The sequence below is a fragment of the Fulvivirga sp. genome, from assembly GCF_040220315.1.
In the GTDB taxonomy this organism is placed as follows: domain Bacteria; phylum Bacteroidota; class Bacteroidia; order Cytophagales; family Cyclobacteriaceae; genus Fulvivirga.
On sequence record NZ_JAVJUY010000183.1, the window covers coordinates 1 to 18,133 of the forward strand.

Sequence of the window (18,133 nt, forward strand, 5' to 3'; positions counted from 1 at the left end):
CCAATGATGCTGTATCACCTAATTGCCATTTATATTTAATGGCCTTGTTCAAATAGTATATTGCATTTTTATAGTCACCTAAGTAACCATATGTGGCTCCAATATTATTAGTAATTCTGGCCATTAGAGCTTTATCATTTACTGACTCGGCTATGCGAAAACACTTGATCCAGTTTTCTAATGCCATTTTATCATTGGCCTCATAATAATAAGTGGCTCCTATTTCGCTGTACACTTCAGCAATAAAGGCAGAATCTAGATCATTGCCATACTTAGTGAGAATTTGAAGATAAAGGCTCCGGGCGGAATCTATTTGATTTTGGTACTGCACGTTCATGGCAACCCTTTTTTCAGATTTAGCTAAAAGACCAGGCTCCTTTAAATCTTGTGCAATTCTCTTGGCTTCAATTACCAGTGCATAGTGTAATTCTGAATTTGTGCGAAGTGCCTTGTCTGAATAATCCAGTAAAAATTTAACCTTGTCTTCTTTTTGAGGAATGTTATTAACCTGCAAGGATATGCTATCAGGTAATTGAGCCCAAATAACAGACGATGTCAATACTACAACTAATAATACAAAACCAAACCGAAACATAGCTTTGAATATAGCAAATCGATATTTTAATCGGAGTTATTAAATGATTTTTTAAATAAAATAGTGCCAATAAAAAAACCCTCCTCTGCCGAAGCAAGAAGAGGGTTCTATCAATCACACACACTTACTACTACTGACTGATTAACTCGAACTGGTATTCACCTTCTACACTAGTAATTCTGCCACCTGATGGACCACCAGCCCTGAATGTCAATGTTAAAGTATTACCAATTATTCGGGTTTTCATGGCTACTCCGTCACCTCTCAAAATGGTGTTAAGGTCTTGTTCACTCAGCTGCCAGTTGCCTTCCGAGGGCCAAGCACTCGAAATGGCATTCTCTGTTTTGAACGTTCCTTCAGAGAACGTTACATTAAATCCTTCAAATTGATCACTCACATCAAAGCCATCTTTTAACACAAATGATTCTGCCTGAGCTACCCAAGGCTTACCTTCATTCACTAACAATGCTACTTGCTGCATGGCCGGGTCTGGCTGACCTTCTTCACCACCACTATCGCAACCCATGGTGGCCAACAGGCTTATCATGGTGATCGCTACTATTATATTTCTTAATGTTTTCATCTTATTTTCTGTTTTAATGAGTTATTTCTTTATAAATCTTATCATCTGCTCATTCTCTCCTTTTATCAGGATAAGGTAGATGCCATTGGTTAAATCCGACACATCGATACTTTCGGTCAATTTAGGCTCAATTTGTCGCACCAAATTTCCTTTCATATCACTAATGAAGATTTTGGCTGTCTGATCGATAGTACCTGTTAACGTAATCTGATTATTCGCTGGATTAGGATAAATGCTTACAGGTTCTATCTCTCGAATTGTTGTGCTCGTAACCGAAATTATTTCAAATGTTCTGGATACTAATGCCGACTCAAAATTTTCATTACCAGGTTGAATTGCTTCTACAGTAACCTGGCCAATCCCATCAAAAATGAGTGTAGTTCCATTCAGAAATGCCGGGCCACTTGCCACACTAAATTCTACAATTAAACCTGAAGAAGAAGTCGCAGAAAGCTCCAATAGTTCTGCTTCCATAAACTGATCTTCAATTTCATTGAAAGTAATAGTTTGAGCCGCCTTATTGACGATTAACACCTGCGCTACCGGTACAGCGGCATTGAAATCATCATCACCTGCTTGTGAAGCAGTGATGTTTGTTATTCCAGCTCCTATGATTTTAACAGTTGATCCATTCACAGTTGCCACAGATTCATCTGAACTTGTATAAGTAACTACCAGACCTGAGCTTGCTGTCGCTGTTAATTGAATGTCAGGATCACCAAATGTTACTTCCACTAAAGGCTCAAAAGTGATGGTTTGATCTTGTTTATCTGGCTGATCTACTACATCAAAATTGATTTGTGCCTCGGCAGAATTGTAGTTCGAATTACCCGCCTGGCTTACCCGAATAACTACATTACCCACCTGACCATCAAGGGATATTGTGGCGCCTGATATTGATGCAGGGCCACTCAGAATCTGATAAGTTAAAGCAAGACCACTTGTCGTTGTTGCAATCACATTAAATGGGTCATCGGTCGTTAGTTTATCAGCAATTGGTTCGATCGTAATAGTTTGATCGGATTTGGCAATCGTGAAAGATTGAATCACTTCAGTTGCAGCCAGGTAATTATCATTACCAGACTGGTTGGCAGCGATCGTAGCAACCCCAGTTCCATTGACAGAAACTGTGGCGCCACTCAATGAAATGGGGCCGCTCACCACGCTGTACTCTACGCCCAAACCTGCTGAAGAGACAGCAGAGATGGTGAATGGATCGACCCCAAAAATCTGATCTTCAATGTCATCAAACGTGATTGTTTGAGTGGCTTTGTCAATCGTAAATGTTTGAGTCACTTCTGGTGCCGGATTATATTGGTTATCACCACCCTGATTAGCAGCTACAGTGGCTGTACCAGCACCATTAATCGTTACTATGTTGCCATTGATAGAAATTGGTCCTGAAACAACACTAAAATCTACCGTAAGACCGGAGGATGCGCTTGCTTGCAATGTGAAATCTGCATCACCAAAAGTTTTATCCTCAATAGTGCCAAACGTAATGGTTTGATCTGTTTTTGCAGGATCAGAAACAACGAACGAAACCGTTTCACTCGCAGCGTTTAAGTTACTGTTACCAGCTTGGCTTACTTCTACTTCTACTGTCCCAGTAGATCCATTTAAGGTAATTGTTGTGCCAGAAATACTAGCCGGTCCACTTAAAATTTGGTAATCCAGACTTAAACCACTGGTAGTTGAAGCCACTACCTCAAAAGGTGCATCGCCAACTAATTTATCAGATATTGGATCAACCGAAATGGTCTGGTTAGCCTTGTTTACATTCAAGGTCTGCTCAACAGATGTTGCAGGATTGAACTGGCCGTTACCTGCCTGACTGGCTGTAATGGTTGATATACCGGCACCAACTATAGTTACGATATTTCCACTAACTGTAGCCACCGAGGTATTGGAACTTACGTAACTAACTGTTAACCCTGAACTTGTCGAAGCGTTCAGATTAAAAGGTGCATCGCCAAAGGTTTTATCTGCAATTGGATCAAACGAAATAGTCTGATTGGCTTTCAGAATTTCAAAGGTTCTGATTACTTCCGGAGCTGGGTTAAAAGAACCGTTTCCTGGTTGATTGGCAGCTATTTCTACTGTACCAACTCCAGTAATAGTGACCTCATTGCCTGACAAGCTCACTGGGCCACTGATTAAGCTAAACTGAACATCAAGACCTGATGATGCCGTAGCGGATAGAGTAAATGGTGCATCCCCGAAGGTTTTATCAGCTATACGATCGAACGTGATGGTCTGGTCTTGTTTTGGGGGAGCTTCCATCGTAAAATTCCAGTCGTTTTGTGATGTATACCCAGCAAAAGCATTGCCCGCTAAATCACCTATAGTACCCGGATTGATACGGATCCAATATTGTTCATCATAAATGAGATCAGTATTTGGATTGATTGTAATGGTATTGCCCGAAATATTTACTTCAGACGAATTATATGAAATCACTCTCCTGTTAACAGTACCTCCATATAGTTTGATGAGAAAGCTAGAATTCGATAAAAATTGGACCTCCTCGTCAAATGTGATGGTAAGATTTGTATTCACCGGAACATTAGAAGCGCCATTACTTGGTGAAACCGAGACAATAGAAGGTGCCTGAGTATCTCCCGGGCCTTCCGTTGTAAAGTTCCAGATGTCCGTTGTATTCCAATTCGCTAAAGGGTTATCGGCCAAGTCATAAACTGTTACACCGAAGTTATTCTGCACCCAAAATCCCGTGTTAAAGTCCAACGTGGGTACATTATTCAAAGTCACAGTATTCGTACCGAAAGTAACGTCTGCCGTGTTTATTTCAAACTCTTTAACGACCTGATTGGTACCATCATTTTTCCTGAGTCTGAATTTAGAACCAGCATTACCTGGCTTGATATCTTCTGAGAAAGTTATTGTTAAGCTTCCCACATCAACAGAAACATCTGTTGCATTATCTGCAGGATTGAAACTAACCACTGTTGGAGGTGTATTGTCCTCAGCTCCAACAAAGAAGTTGAATGTAGTTGGGTCATTGATTCCCGCAAAAGCATTACTATTCTGGTCAAATATTTGATTATTCTGTATTTCTACATAATAGCCCTGATTTGTATTTAAATCCTGATCGGGATCGATGGTCAATACATTTCCTGAAATGCTGATAGTAGCCGCAATCCCATTATTGCTTCCTTCTTCCCGAAGAAATACTCCGTTAGGAGAAGCCGGGCCAACTGGTTCATTAAAAGTGAGTGTCACCGTTACGTTAGGTGCTACGCCAGTTGCATCGTCTGCAGGACTTGTACTTAAAACTGTTGGTGGTGTAACATCACCTGCTTCAGTAGTAAACTGCCAGGTAAAGCTATCGCCCCAGCCTGCTATTACATTTCCAATGAGGTCTGTAATTCCCCAATTTCCATTGCTATTTTGAACATAATAGGTTTTGTTCAAATCAAGTTCCGGTACATCATTTAGGGTATATGTATTTCCACTAACCGTAACATCTGCTGTTTGGAAATTGAATTCTTTCACTAAAGCATTGGTATTGAATTCATACATCCTAATAGCACCATTAGGATCACCATCAAGTATCGGTTCATCGAATGTCATCGACAGAGATCCAATATCAATTGGTACATCAACAGCATCTTGAGCAGGCACGAATGTTTGTACTATTGGTGGATCGAAGTCCACTTCACCTACTGTGAAATTCCAGACACCATTACCTCCCAGCTGAGCTGTTTTTGCACCTTTAATATCAAAGAATGATTGGCTATTGGCTCTAAAATAGTATTCCCTTCCGGCCGGAAGATCATTGGTTGGGTCGATGGTCACTACATTATCATTGATAGTTACACGACTGGAACCATCATTGAATACTTCCCATTGGTTTGATCCCGGATCCAATTGGTAAAGTACCATATACATGTTGCCTTCTACAACCGGTTCATTAAATTCTATTACAAGATTCTCATCACCATTTAAACCTGTGGTGCCGTTAGCAGGTGTAAAGCTTACAACCTGTGGTGGGGACGGTAGTTCAGTTGTGAAATTCCATGTGTCGGTACTAGCACCAACAGTAGGGTTTGTGCTATATCCATTAACATCCCTGACTAAGTTATTTGTCATTTGCACGTACAATTCAGTGTCCAATACATTAGGTAATGTAATGGGAACAAAGAGTTTATTCCCAGAGACTGTCATAGATGGATCATCACCAAATATCTGAACATAGGTTACTCCTCCGGATTTCAATCGGATGGCAAACCACCCTGATTCTCCTGTTAACTCAATAGGAGCATCGAAAGTAACTTCGAAAACAACAGGTTCTCCTACAAGCACGTTCAGAGCATCATCCGGTGGACTAACAGATACAATTTGTAAGGGAGTTTCTAACATATGAAAGCTCCAGCTTCCACCAAAACTCGCTGCATCAAACGGATTACCAAAAAGGTCTTCTACGATGCCACTTTCCAACTCTACTCCTACTTCATAAATCTCGGGAATATCCTGTCCCGGATCGATAACTAAAGTATTACCATCTATAGAAGCTTCTGGTGAAGCAACATCAACTCTCAAGATTTCTGAGTTATCGGATAAATCCCTGAGTATCACATTTCCTGTGCCTTTCTGAATAGGTTCTGTAAACGGCAACCTGAGTACTACATCATAAGGCACATTTGATTGCCCGTTTGAAGGATATTGATTACTGTTGTCGAAATAGGGTGTGGTGGTATCAATTTCTTCAAGAAAAACATGCCAGATTGATGGTATATAACCACCAGTCATATTGTTTCCATTCAAATCCTGAGCAATGCCATTTGGAATTCGGAAAAAGAACTCACGTTCGCTAAAACTTTCACTATAAGGAAATGTATACTCAAAAGAAAATTGATTATTTGAATACGTTAAATCAGTATGTGGTATTTGATCGTATAGAATTTCACCTCCGATAGAATTATATATTAATACTCCAATATTTCCACCTGTACCTGCTTGAACTGGTTCGGAGAAAGTGGCAGTAAAGGTAATAGGTTGCCCTGCTTTAATTCCTGTTGTTCCATCAGCCGGATCGACATGAATAATAGTAGGATTTTCAACAACGGGTGTATAGTTCCATGTACTCTTGCTTGAAAGACCCGCAAAAACATTACCCGCCATATCTGTAAAGGTTCCTTCCAGAATTTCGATCCAAACACGGGTATCTTCAATCAAATCCGGAGGGTTAATGGTTACGGTTTGTCCGTTTACACTTACAGCCGCATCTTGAACGCCAATGGTTTGAAGCAAAAGATCATCGGAATACCTTCTTATATTGATAAGACCTGAACCTTTTTGTACAGCTTCATTGAACTGAATCGTTAAGTCAGCATCTGCAGCAATGTCAGTTACATTTGGTGTAGGTGTAAAGGACGTTGCCAATGGTGCCGTAACATCAGGTGCTGCAGCTAAAGTAAATTGCCAGGTGTTGTTATTTAGTTGGGTAAACAAATTGCCAACCAAATCAGTAATCGGACCTGACTGCACCTCCAAATAAAGCTGGGTACTTTCAAAACCCGTTAAATCTGCCTCAACCGACAGTACATTTCCGCTAATTGTAATATTCGGATCCGTAGCCTGATATTGACGGACAATGTTATTATTACTTACTCTACGGAAGTAAATTCTTCCCGTAGCTGTTGCCACTATCGGTTCATTGAATGTAATTATATAAGTATTATCAACGGGTACATTTGTCGTATTAATGGCCGGTGAAAGACTTGTGTATTCCGGAGCTTCGCCCAAAACAGTAAAGTTCCAGGTGTCTTTGTTGCTAATCCCCACATGATTATTTCCTGCTTCATCTTCAAAAGCACCTGCATCCATTTCCAGGTAGTAGTTGCCTTCGGGCAATTCATCCAAAAACGAAACCGACACATAAATGCGCTGCGTTATTTCTATCTGGCCTGCTGATACGTTAATCACCTCTATCGTTTCATCCGTGTCATAGTTTTTTACTCGTATGAACCCGCTACCTTTCACCACATTTTCATTGAATTCAAAGGATATCCCATCTACTGATACCGGGCTAGCATTATCTTGCGGATCCCTGCTGGCCATGATAATGGAAGGTGGAGTACCATCAGGCTGCTCTACGGTTCGCACGTTCCATGTCGTATTATTCCAAACCTGATCCATGGTGTTGCCTGCCAGATCGGTAGCAAAATTGCCATTGATCATCACATAGAAGTCTGTTTCATAGAAAACAGGGTTGGTCAGTTCCACTTCCATCGACATCTGATTGCCTGAAAAGCTTACCCGTGGATCGCTATAAGCGAGGCTATACACAATGGCGTTATTGTCTAATCTTCTGAATAAAAAGGAGCCACTGGTACCACGTTTGACCGGCTCATCAAAAGTGATAGTCATAGTTTGAGTTAGCGGTACTTCTGTCGCACCATCTACCGGACTAAAGGCAGTGATGCCGGGAGGATCGCCTATTGTTGTCAAACTCCAATCCTTATTGAGGATACCGGGAAAGAAATTGTCATTGGCATCTTTAAAAGCAGTTGCAGGAATTTCCACATAGTATTGACCTTCTGATAGTGTTGCTAAGTTGATGGCAACCTGCGTATCGTTTGTGATAGCAACATCTCCGGAAAGCACGTTAATACTTTGTATTTCTGCATTATCAGCAAACCTGCGCAATTTGATGTTTCCGGTTCCTTTTAATACAGGCTCGTTAAATTCGAAGGCCAAATCCGTACTAAAAGGAATATTAAGTGCCGCCTTGGCCGGTGCATACGAATTACTTAAAATGACCGGTACATCACCATCAGGTGCGGCAGCAGTTGTAAAATTCCAGGTAGTGTAGTCAACAAAATAGTTGATCACATTGCCGGAAAGGTCGCTTGCTATGCCCGGGTGCAGACTAACAAAATATTCCTGGTTATCGGGCAAGTCACTTTCAAGAGTAATGGAGATTGTGTTACCCGAAACAGCAATATTTCCGCTTGATGTGTGTATATATTGCGTTATAGACCCATTGCTGGTAAAACCGATCTGAACGAACCCACCGCTACCCGGCTGCAAAGGTTCATCAAAGGTAATTTCCAAGGTAGTATTTACAGGCACATCGGTGGTACCATCAGCCGGACTTAAACTTACAAATGTTGGTCTGGTAACATCAGGGGCCTCTGCTGTTGTGAAACGCCAGGTTGTATTGTTTGATATTCCTGCAAAAGCATTTCCTGAAAGGTCCAAAACAGCATCATTGTCTATTTCAATGTAAAATTCTGTATTGGCAGGAAAAGGGGTTCCTTTAGATATTCCTACGATGTTATTCAAGAAGACAACCTCCTGATCGTTGGCATTGAAAGAGGCGAAAACATTGCCATTATCTACTCTTTTAATGGTAAAGTTTCCAACACCTGCAGTAACGGGCTCACTGAATTCCATCAGCGGATCGGCAAGTACATCAACATCTGTTGCACCATTTTGAGGGGTGAGTTCTGTGAGTGTTGGCAACGTATTGTCAGGTAAGCTACCGGTAGTAAAGCGCCAGTTTTGTTTTATGGTAAATCCGGCAAAAGGATTCTCATTCAAATCAGTAATCGCTCCCTGAGGAATTAATACATAGTACTGAACATTTGGGTTTAAATCGCTGGTAGGGTTAATAGTTACATTAGCTGCTGAAACACTGACAGCTGCGTTGGAAACATTAATGGACTCAAACAGGGCATCATCGCTGTAACGTCTGATTTCAATAGCGCCACTTCCTTTTTGGATAAGTTCCGAAAAACTAAGAACCAAATTGGAAGACACTGAGACATTAGTGGCATTGACATTCGGGCTACGGGAAGTCACCAGTGGAATTTGCGTATCAATAGGTATGTCCACTCTGGCAGGAGTGCCGGTTAGTAGATAGTTGGCGGAAGATCCATTGTCTGCCAAATTATAAGGCACCAATACTAACTTAAAAGTAAGTTCTCCTGAAGCTCCGAAATTGAAGTCGTATGTAGTTCCGGTAATTGTTGAACTGGCTATAAAAACCCCTGGAGGTAATGTATAACTGTTAGATTGAAGGAAGTCAATCGGTGGTTCTTCCCCGTTTTTAGTATAAAGTAACATGTAACCATCTGCCCCCGGAGCGGCATTCCAGCTCAATTCTGCTGTAAAATTGATAGGTGTATTTTCGATTAAATTATCTACTGTAAATGCCGTGGCATGTCCTGTAGGTGGAATTGGTAATGTTGAAAAATATCGTGTAGTACCGTAGTTAGTGGTTTCAGAGGTTGTTACATAAGCTCTAAAACCATAGCTTGTCTCGGGTGTAAGTCCGGTTATTACACTTGAAAAACTTGTTGGACTGGTGCCTTCATTGGTTTTAGTAGGCAAAGCAACTGTGGGGTCACCTGCAGAAGTTGTCCAAACAATACCTTTGGCAAGAATGGTAGGGTTGCCATTTATTGAAACATCACCACCAATTACTAATGAAGTAGATGTGCGGTTAGAAATGCCCGTGGTTGCTACAGTAACATCGCCAACTACAGAACCTGTTGTGAAACTTATAGGAGCAGCTTCTGTATTGTAAGATCTGCAATCACCATTACCGCTAAACTCATTGACTCTTACAAAGTACTGTGTCCCCGGTTGAAGACCGGTAACATTTACCTGCGAACCGGTACCATTGTAAACGACTTTGGCATCATTTCCCTGACTGACTTGTGGTGCGAGATTAAAGTCAGTATTTCCCGAGAATTCCAAACCATCAACATTATATGCTAAGTTATTTTCAGAAATGGTAACCATTCGACCAGATCCTGACCCTGCAGTCCAATTAATTCTAACTGTAGATTGTGTAATTAATGAGGCAGCGAGACCCGATGGTGGATTGGATGGTGGTGCAGGACATGTTCTGACTAAAATGGAACGTGGTGCAGAGTAAACGATACACTCACTTTGGGAAACAATGTTTTGATTATGTTGAAACTGATAAGCATCAATAAAATACCAAGTATCGGGAGCTAGATCAAAAATTTCATATACTGTTCCAAGTGCGATGTTGCCCGATCCCATATTAGTACCGCTGGTAAATGATGAATTATTGGCATAATAAGTACCGTCTGTAGGTTGCACTCTCGGATTTGCACTTGGCCTGACAGAAACGAAGTACTTGTACTTACTATTTGGATTTTTACCCGTCAAGTTTAGATCAATGTAGTTATGGGTTTTATCAGTAACTGATGCATTAATCGTTGTAGGAGGATCAAAGCAAGTAACTCCTCCGTAAAGAACCGGAAGGCTTGTTCGCTCTATATCACATCCTGAGATAGTATTGATGCTGTAAGGCTTTACATAATACTGTGTATTTGTTGCCAAACCTGTAAATGTTGCCGAAGTCTCACCGGAACCAAGAATAATTTCCTCAAGTACATTCGACTGAGAAGCATCCAAAAGTTCTAATCTGTGTTTATCATTATCATTCGCATCAAATGAGAAGGTAAGAAAGCCTGAACCTCGCACTACAGCACCTCCTGTAATTGGCTCCCCGAATGGCTCAGTTGTGGATGCAAATACGGGAACATTACCCGAAACGGAACCTGAAGTAAGGTCTACATGGCTTCCGGTTATGGCATTTATGGCGACAACATGAGATTTAGATGCATCGGGCTTTAGCCTTAAGCCAATTGCCAACATGGGCAATTTGTAGTTACCTGCAACTGAATTGGCATTGATATTTGTGGTAAAGGTATACGTACCGGGCCCGGTGATTGATATTTTTTGAATTGCATTATAACTATCGAATAAACCGGGATTGCTGAATTTGTTTCGATAAAGAAACAAAGCACCTCCAACAGAGTTGTCCAGGTCATCGGCAGTAAAATTTCCGGATAGCGTTACTGTAATTTCATCGATAGTAGCAGCACCAACTCCAAAATCCATTAAAGATAAAAGCAGGTCCGTACTCTCGCCTCCTGTTGAGGTATACAGCTTTCTGGAGTTGCAATCAACACCGGTATAATGGCTCCTGTCAGAAACATTAAATAAGGAGATGTTTTGACCCACCGCATCTGCAAATAGGCAGAGCAGTGGGATGATAAAAAGTAATTTGTAGTAGTAGGTTTTCATGGTATTGGGTTTTTAAAATTCCGATACCAATCTCCCTTCTTAGAGAGGGTGAATTCCCATCCACCCCGGGTGGTTTTGTACCTACCCGTGTGGGTAGTATTTTAAAAAACGCCTATTTTGGGCTTTTTAAGCGTTTTTTACTTGATTTTGGTAATAGTAGTTTGTGGTAATTAAAGAGCTATTTAATAGTTTAAAATCTATTAGCTGTTGGTAATTCAACCTGTATAAGGAATTTTAACATGTGTTCATTAATAACCGCAGAGGTCACAGAGTTCACAGAGCAGACACGACAAAATTTAGGTTAAAAAAAGAGGCTGCTCCTTTCGAAACAGCCTCTTGTGATATCTATCTAACTCTTTAACTATTTTACCGGTTGAATGCCGTACGTTCCGTCAGCTCCAACCAAATCTAGTGTTGACTTCCATGGATATCGGTTTGCATACATCGATACTGATGAGTTTATGGTACCTTGTTTATTTAACCCGAAAGCTTCGCGCATTAAGTTAGCCTGTGAATTAGGATCGTAATCAGTGGTTTCATTGTATTGGGCATTTAAAAACCCTTGGAAATAAACCTGATCAACACCAATTTTTACACTCTTATTAACATTGCCTTTAGCGCTTGGGATGTCCAAATCTCCGAATTCGCCTGCATCAATCTGCACATTCACATTGCTTCCCGGGTTGAACCATAAATCCTTTTTCTTATTCCCAAAGAAGAGGTTATCATCAATGTAGAGATCTTGATTAAACCTTTGTGAAGAAATGCCTGCCGAGATATTGAGGCCGATAATATTATGATGGATTTTAAAAGTAGCATCATTTTGTACGTTAATACCATAACCAAAATCCAATAAGTCCTTTAATCGGCTCCAGGAAAATAAGATAGTGTTATGATGGATGACAATATCACCTTCAACAGGTTTCTGACCTTTTAGTCCAAATCCTTCCACACCAAACATGCGGTTTGCTACAAACAAGTTATTGGCAATTTCGATATCACCGGCACCTGCCTGACCAATTTTGGCTCTCACACCTCCAAAGCTTGAGTTTACAAAAATGCAATTACGAACAATATGGTTATTGCCGTATAAGACCAGCATCACTCCTTCAGGATTCTTTTGTCCGGGACCAACCAGCATCATACCGGTTTCACAACCTTCGCAACGGCCTGCTTTTTTAGGATCGGGATTGTTATCATAAGGAGTTTTTAAACCACCTTCAAAAACTAATCCGTCCACAACCACTCCATTCAGTGGTTTTTTCATGTCCATAACATTTTTGTTACCGCTTTTACTAAAAGCATCTGCAGGTGGCTGAAGCACTGTGAGATGTGTAAATGGATCTCGCTTTGAAAAGTCTGCTGAATAGCCGCCATAGATGTGAACGGGTTTTTCAATTTCCCAGTAGCCGACACCAAATGTGCCAGTATAGACGCCCTCTGCCATATTTATGCGGTCCCCGGGGCCGGCTTTGGCCAGAGCCTTATCCAGTGCTTTCATCGGGGCTGTCAGATCAGTACCAGCGTTTGAGTTATTACCGGCAGGACTTACATAAATAACGACACCTGAAGGTTGATTTGATGGAGCTTCCGATTTGTTTTCTGATGTATCGGCCTGCTTTGGCTCCTCCTTTTTAACTTCTGTTTGTTTTGTGGAGTTAGATAATGACTTGGCTTTGGATTTTAAATTACCAATTTGACCAAGTGACTCAATTTGGCTAATAAAAAGTAGCATAAAGCAAATGCAGCAAACTTTAAAGAGTTGTGCATTCAAGGGTTGGGTTTGTGTTTTTGTTTTCATAGTAGTAAGATTTTTTTCTCAATTTGCTACTATGGGACTTAATGAAAGCCATCCACCCCGGGTGGTTTACTACCTACCCTTGTGGGTAGTATTTTAAAAAAGCTTGTTATTAGCCTTTAGGAAGTATTTTTTCGAGTGCTTCTTTTCTATTAGACACCCCTAGTTTTTCGTACACATTTTTAAGGTGATACTTTACCGTATTTACAGAGAGGAACAATGTTTCTGCTATTTCACGATTTGTTTTCTCAGAAATGGCTTCTTGAAGGACTTCAAACTCCCTATCTGAAAGTGGTTTATAAAGATTATCATTAATATCCTTTACGGTCACATTCACTTCTTTTATCCCACCTTGAAAAATACTATTGATTTGTACCCTGAGTGTATCAATTTCCTGCGATAGCAATGCCCTTTTTAACTTAAAACGTTGCATTAATAAGATGATGGCCACAACACTAAACACGACAATCAACCCAATTACGATAAAAAGAAATGTCTGAAAGCGCTCTTTAACTTCTATTTCCTGATGAGCGGCTAATATTTCCTTCTCTTTTTCTGCAGTCTCATACTTTACTTTAAATTCTTCAATGCTCTTCAGCGTCTCCGTTTTTTGTATTGAGTCGTTAAGTTGGTGGTAGGTTTCAAGGTTATTCATAGCAGATTGATAATCCTGCCGCTTCTTATCAGCCTTATAAGCTAATTGATATGACATTCGCATTCCAAAAAGCATATTATTACCTTTTGAAACTTCGATGGACTGATTTAAAAGTTCGCGTGCTTTTTGATACTCACCAGCTTGAATGGCGATATCGGCAAGCTCGTTTAAACTGCCTACTTCAGTCTCAGCTTCACCAAATTTCTTAGCCAGTTCAATTGCGTTGTTATAGTAATTTTTAGCAGCACTAACCTCATCCATTGATTTATGGATGTTGGCCATATTGTAATATTGATAAATCAGCCCAAGACTGTCTTTGGTTGCTTCCAGAAGTTGTGTTGCTTCACTGTTTACTGCAAGGGCACTATCTGGTTTATCGAGTGCATTGTAGCAATAGCCTAAACGTATCAGATTCGTGGCAATTCCCATTTTATCACCGATTTGCCTTGATATGTCTAGCCCTCGCTTGGAATAACTCAGAGCAGCATCTGCATCACGCAATTCAAAGAAAATGCCTGCAATATTTCCCAGTAGTTTAGATTGCCAAACTTTATATTCATTGGATTCTCTCTCATTTGCGATGGAAAGTGCTTTTTCAAAATAGATTTTAGCATGATCATTATCACTGGTAATTCTTGCTACATTTCCCAATCCATTCAGAGCAGCTATCTCGGTGATTGGATTGAAGGCGACCTGTGCCTTTTCCTGGCATTTATGTAAGTAATAATTGGCTGAATCGGATTGATAGAGCATACCGTAAGCAATGCCCATCTTCAAGTAAAACCTGGCTTGTAAGCTATCGCTCACGCCTACCACACGTTTCAAATGGCCATCTAAAAAAGTTAATACAGCATTTGGATTCGCAATGGTATCGGCCTGACTTATTATTTCCGCAACGGATTGTGCTTGAAGAGAATTGGCTTGAAATGAGAGTATAAGCAGTATGAACAAATACCTACCAGACATACAAATTTGAATTTAATAACTAACAAGTTAAACATAGTATATTAAAATGAGATCAAATAATGCATTTTCTTATCAAAATGTATCAAATCATTGGTTTTGATAAGGTTGGCTAATGTTTCATCAGCCTGGTAATATGTTTTTCTTTTTTACTTTCAAGCACTAAATAATATATACCTGTAGGTAGGGTACTGATATTTGCATCAAGTACATTTTTATCTTGATTGAACGTTATAGGCATGGCTCTGCCCATAACATCTGTTAATATAACGCTTTCTATTTCATTTACATTTTCAATTTTAATAACATCTGTAACCGGGTTTGGATATACTCGAATTTGAAGATTGTTATTTGGTGCTGTACTTGTAATGAGTAAAGGAAATTCATCTGAAAAAGGGCTATCGCACCCATCAATGGTCACCTTTAAGGTATAGATTCCATTTTCATTCACTTCTATTTCTGTTGGGTTTCCACTGCTAATTATATTGCCATTCAAATACCATTTATTTCCAACCTCGCTATTGGATTGAAGCCATATATTGCCGCCAAATTCCGTTTGAGAAATAATTGGTTTTGACGGATTTACGCAAAACAATTGTGTTACTGGTTCTGCAGCAAGGAACTCTTCATTGCCAGGTTGCTCTGCCGTGACCACTACTGTTCCTGGCTTAAGTAGGTTGACTGTTGACCCTTCAATATTGAGTTCTGTTGAAAATGTGGAGTATTCTACAGCTAAACCTGAACTTGCAGTTGCTTCGAGTTCAAAAGAGCCTTCATCTATGCTTATATCCGGTACGGTAGCAAACGTTATTGTCTGCGCAACAGGATCGGGAACATCATCATTGGGATCAATAAAGAAAAACAGGTTATCGAAATACACAACACCATTACCACTGAATTGTATTTTTTCCAAAGTGGATAAGTTTACATTCTCTTGAATATCGGCAATGGCAATATCAACACCCTGCCAATTCTCTAAACCTATAGATATTGTATGCGAAGACTCATTACCACTTTGATCTTTGAAGACTAAGCTTAATTCATTAGAGTTTGGTGTCCAGTAATCAAAATGAAAATAATCCTGATTTGATACATCCTGAATGTTGGCTGATAAATCTATTAATTGCTCGTTTACATCCAGGTAGCGTAAGGCAGCATTTTCCTGAATATTCACTACATCCGAATAAACCTCCTTTTCAGGATTGGTGTATACCACATCTGTTAAATCAGTATAACTATCACTAAAAATTGATAAGACCTCTTCTTCATCTTCAGTTGGTTCGGGTGCCGAAACAAGTGGCACAGGCAGGTTGTCATTCGCATCTTCGTCATAATTTTGAAAGACGCGTACATAGTCAATTTCCATGGTTGACTCTGTAAAACCAGGATCAATTGCACCTCCTATACCTCCCATAGCAATGTTCAGAAGCAAATACTGTGGTTTATCAAAGGGCCAGGTGGCATCATTTTTAGTGGCAGGATTATACGTATAAAATGGTACTCCATCCAAAAGGAACTGAATAGCATTCTCATCCCAAACAATAGAATAAACATGGAATGTGCTACTGACCTCATTTGCAACAATAGTTTGGGTATTTACAGTAGCACCAAAACTTGAAGGGGTATGTAATGAACCATGAATTACGTTAGGGTTGTTGCCCCAGTGCTCCATGATATCTATTTCTCCACAGGCTGGCCAATTAACTTCATCGATATTATCATCCCAGAAACCCCCATCTTCATTAATATTTTGGCCGAGTGTCCATATAGCAGGCCATGTACCATTACCAGAAGGCAGTTTAGCCCTCACATCAACCCGGCCATAGGTAAAGGCAAATTTAGAATTGAGCCTTGCGGAGGTAAAATTTTTCGTAACACCCTGATCATTATAGTCTTCACGTTTGGCCACTATGTTTAAGAAGCCCTCTTCCACATACGAATTCTCAATTCTATCTGTATAATGCTGAACTTCGCCATTTGCCCAGCTGTCCCCAGCAATTAACTGCGTTTGATGGTGCCAATTATCTGAACATACTTCACCGTTATTGTCGAATTCATCAGCCCAGACTAGCACATATTCACCATCAGCAGGTACGGCTCCTGTAGCTCCCTTAGTGCACAATTGAGCATACATACTCAAACAAAAAATAAAATTGACAGTAAGGGTAAACAGAAGCTTCATATTAATTTGTTTTGAAAGGGTAATGCATTTTTCCTAAGTCAGTCTTAAAAGAAAAAAGGCTGGCGATCACTCACCAACCTCTTTTCAACCTAGCTTAAATTATCTTGTAAATGTAAATACATGGTTGCCACTAACCGATGATGTTCGGCCTCCGGTTCCCAGTGTATTTTGGTTCCATGTTAAACCCACCACCAGTGAATTTTCAGAAATTTCCAGTATATCTATTTCCGTCTCGCCATCAATCAAAATTTGTTCAGCAGAACTAGATGTAAAATTCCAAGTACCTGATGCTCCAAAAATGGCACCGCCATTCACAGAAGTATAGGTACCTTCCTGAAAGTTTATACTTAATCCGGAATAGGTAGAGGAGAAATCCAAATCATCTACTAGTACTTCGGATACGCTCCAACCAGAAGATGAAAGTAAACCGAAAACTCTATCCACCTCAGTAGTTGCGGCAGGACCGGACGAATCATCGTCATCACAACCGGATAATACACCAATTAGGGCAACTAATGAAATAGTTAATGCCAATTTTATATATCTATTCATGTTATTTAATGTTATCATCATTCTTAGTTTTTAACAATTCTAATCTGTTGTGTTGACTCTTTGCTGTTAATCATTAACAGATACACACCGTTTGGAATGGCTGAGATATCTGATTCAATGACATTACCATTGACTCTAAATGTAGTCTGCTGTGCCCTTCCCGAAAGATCAAACAACTGTAAACCACTTACATCACCTGCAAATCCTTTAATTTGAATAAGGTTGGTAGCAGGATTTGGAAATACAGAAACAGCATCTAATCTATTGCTTAGGCCTGTACTTGTTACTATTAATGCCACATCATCAGAAACTGCACTTGTACAACCATCAACTGTTACCTGAACAGTGTATATGCCTTCTGAATCAACATCTAATGTCGCACCTGTTGCAGAAGGAATGGCCTCGCCATTTAAGAACCACTGATTACCAGCGCTGCTACTTGATGATAACTGTACTGATTCACTGTTATCATTGTTTACAGTAATTACTGGTTTCATAGGATTTATACAAAACGTTCTTGATACGGTAGGTGCTGGTGCAAATGTAGCATCACCTGCCTGGTTAGCATCTATAGTTACAGAGCCTGCTTCCAGTAGCGTAACTTCACCTGCACTGGATATATCCACCCTATTTGAATTAGAGAAGAATGAAACGTCTAACCCTGAAGATGCTGTTGCTGATAATGTAAAAGGATCATCTCCTAATGTTTTATC

8 protein-coding genes are annotated in these 18,133 nt (G+C 40.1%); all 8 read right to left on the reverse strand.

The annotated features are described in order from the left end of the window. Nucleotides 1-595: tetratricopeptide repeat protein (locus RLO81_RS08750; protein WP_350110177.1), on the reverse strand; the 595-nt coding region annotated here is incomplete at its 3' end. Between the two features lie 130 nt (nt 596-725). Beyond that, complete coding sequence (locus tag RLO81_RS08755; RefSeq protein ID WP_350110180.1) at nt 726-1,178, reverse strand: hypothetical protein; 453 nt, start codon at nt 1,176-1,178, stop codon at nt 726-728. A 21-nt stretch (nt 1,179-1,199) separates the two neighbouring features. After that, nucleotides 1,200-11,270 (reverse strand): Ig-like domain-containing protein, encoded by a 10,071-nt coding sequence (locus tag RLO81_RS08760; RefSeq protein WP_350110183.1) that lies wholly within the window; start codon nt 11,268-11,270, stop codon nt 1,200-1,202. A 361-nt stretch (nt 11,271-11,631) separates the two neighbouring features. Next, a complete protein-coding gene (locus RLO81_RS08765; RefSeq protein WP_350110186.1) occupies nt 11,632-13,071 on the reverse strand; it encodes a right-handed parallel beta-helix repeat-containing protein in 1,440 nt (479 codons plus the stop codon). A gap of 109 nt (nt 13,072-13,180) precedes the next feature. Continuing rightward, a complete protein-coding gene (locus RLO81_RS08770; RefSeq protein WP_350110188.1) occupies nt 13,181-14,689 on the reverse strand; it encodes a tetratricopeptide repeat protein in 1,509 nt (502 codons plus the stop codon). Nucleotides 14,690-14,798: 109 nt separating this feature from the next. Then, nucleotides 14,799-16,868 carry a family 16 glycosylhydrolase gene (locus RLO81_RS08775; RefSeq protein ID WP_350110191.1) on the reverse strand — a complete coding sequence of 690 codons (2,070 nt, stop codon included), beginning with the start codon at nt 16,866-16,868 and terminating at the stop codon, nt 14,799-14,801. A gap of 99 nt (nt 16,869-16,967) precedes the next feature. After that, complete coding sequence (locus RLO81_RS08780) at nt 16,968-17,420, reverse strand: hypothetical protein (RefSeq protein ID WP_350110194.1); 453 nt, start codon at nt 17,418-17,420, stop codon at nt 16,968-16,970. A gap of 23 nt (nt 17,421-17,443) precedes the next feature. Continuing rightward, nucleotides 17,444-18,133, reverse strand: a 690-nt coding sequence (locus tag RLO81_RS08785) for a T9SS type A sorting domain-containing protein (protein ID WP_350110197.1), incomplete at its 5' end; no start/stop codon positions are given.

Excerpts from the sequence above, each read along its gene's own strand:
- RLO81_RS08760 (WP_350110183.1), bottom strand. The coding sequence starts at position 11,270 with ATGAAAACCTACTACTACAAATTACTTTTTATCATCCCACTGCTCTGC.
- RLO81_RS08770 (WP_350110188.1), bottom strand. The coding sequence starts at position 14,689 with ATGTCTGGTAGGTATTTGTTCATACTGCTTATACTCTCATTTCAAGCC.
- RLO81_RS08765 (WP_350110186.1), bottom strand. The coding sequence starts at position 13,071 with ATGAAAACAAAAACACAAACCCAACCCTTGAATGCACAACTCTTTAAA.
- RLO81_RS08775 (WP_350110191.1), bottom strand. The coding sequence starts at position 16,868 with ATGAAGCTTCTGTTTACCCTTACTGTCAATTTTATTTTTTGTTTGAGT.
- RLO81_RS08755 (WP_350110180.1), bottom strand. The coding sequence starts at position 1,178 with ATGAAAACATTAAGAAATATAATAGTAGCGATCACCATGATAAGCCTG.
- RLO81_RS08780 (WP_350110194.1), bottom strand. The coding sequence starts at position 17,420 with ATGAATAGATATATAAAATTGGCATTAACTATTTCATTAGTTGCCCTA.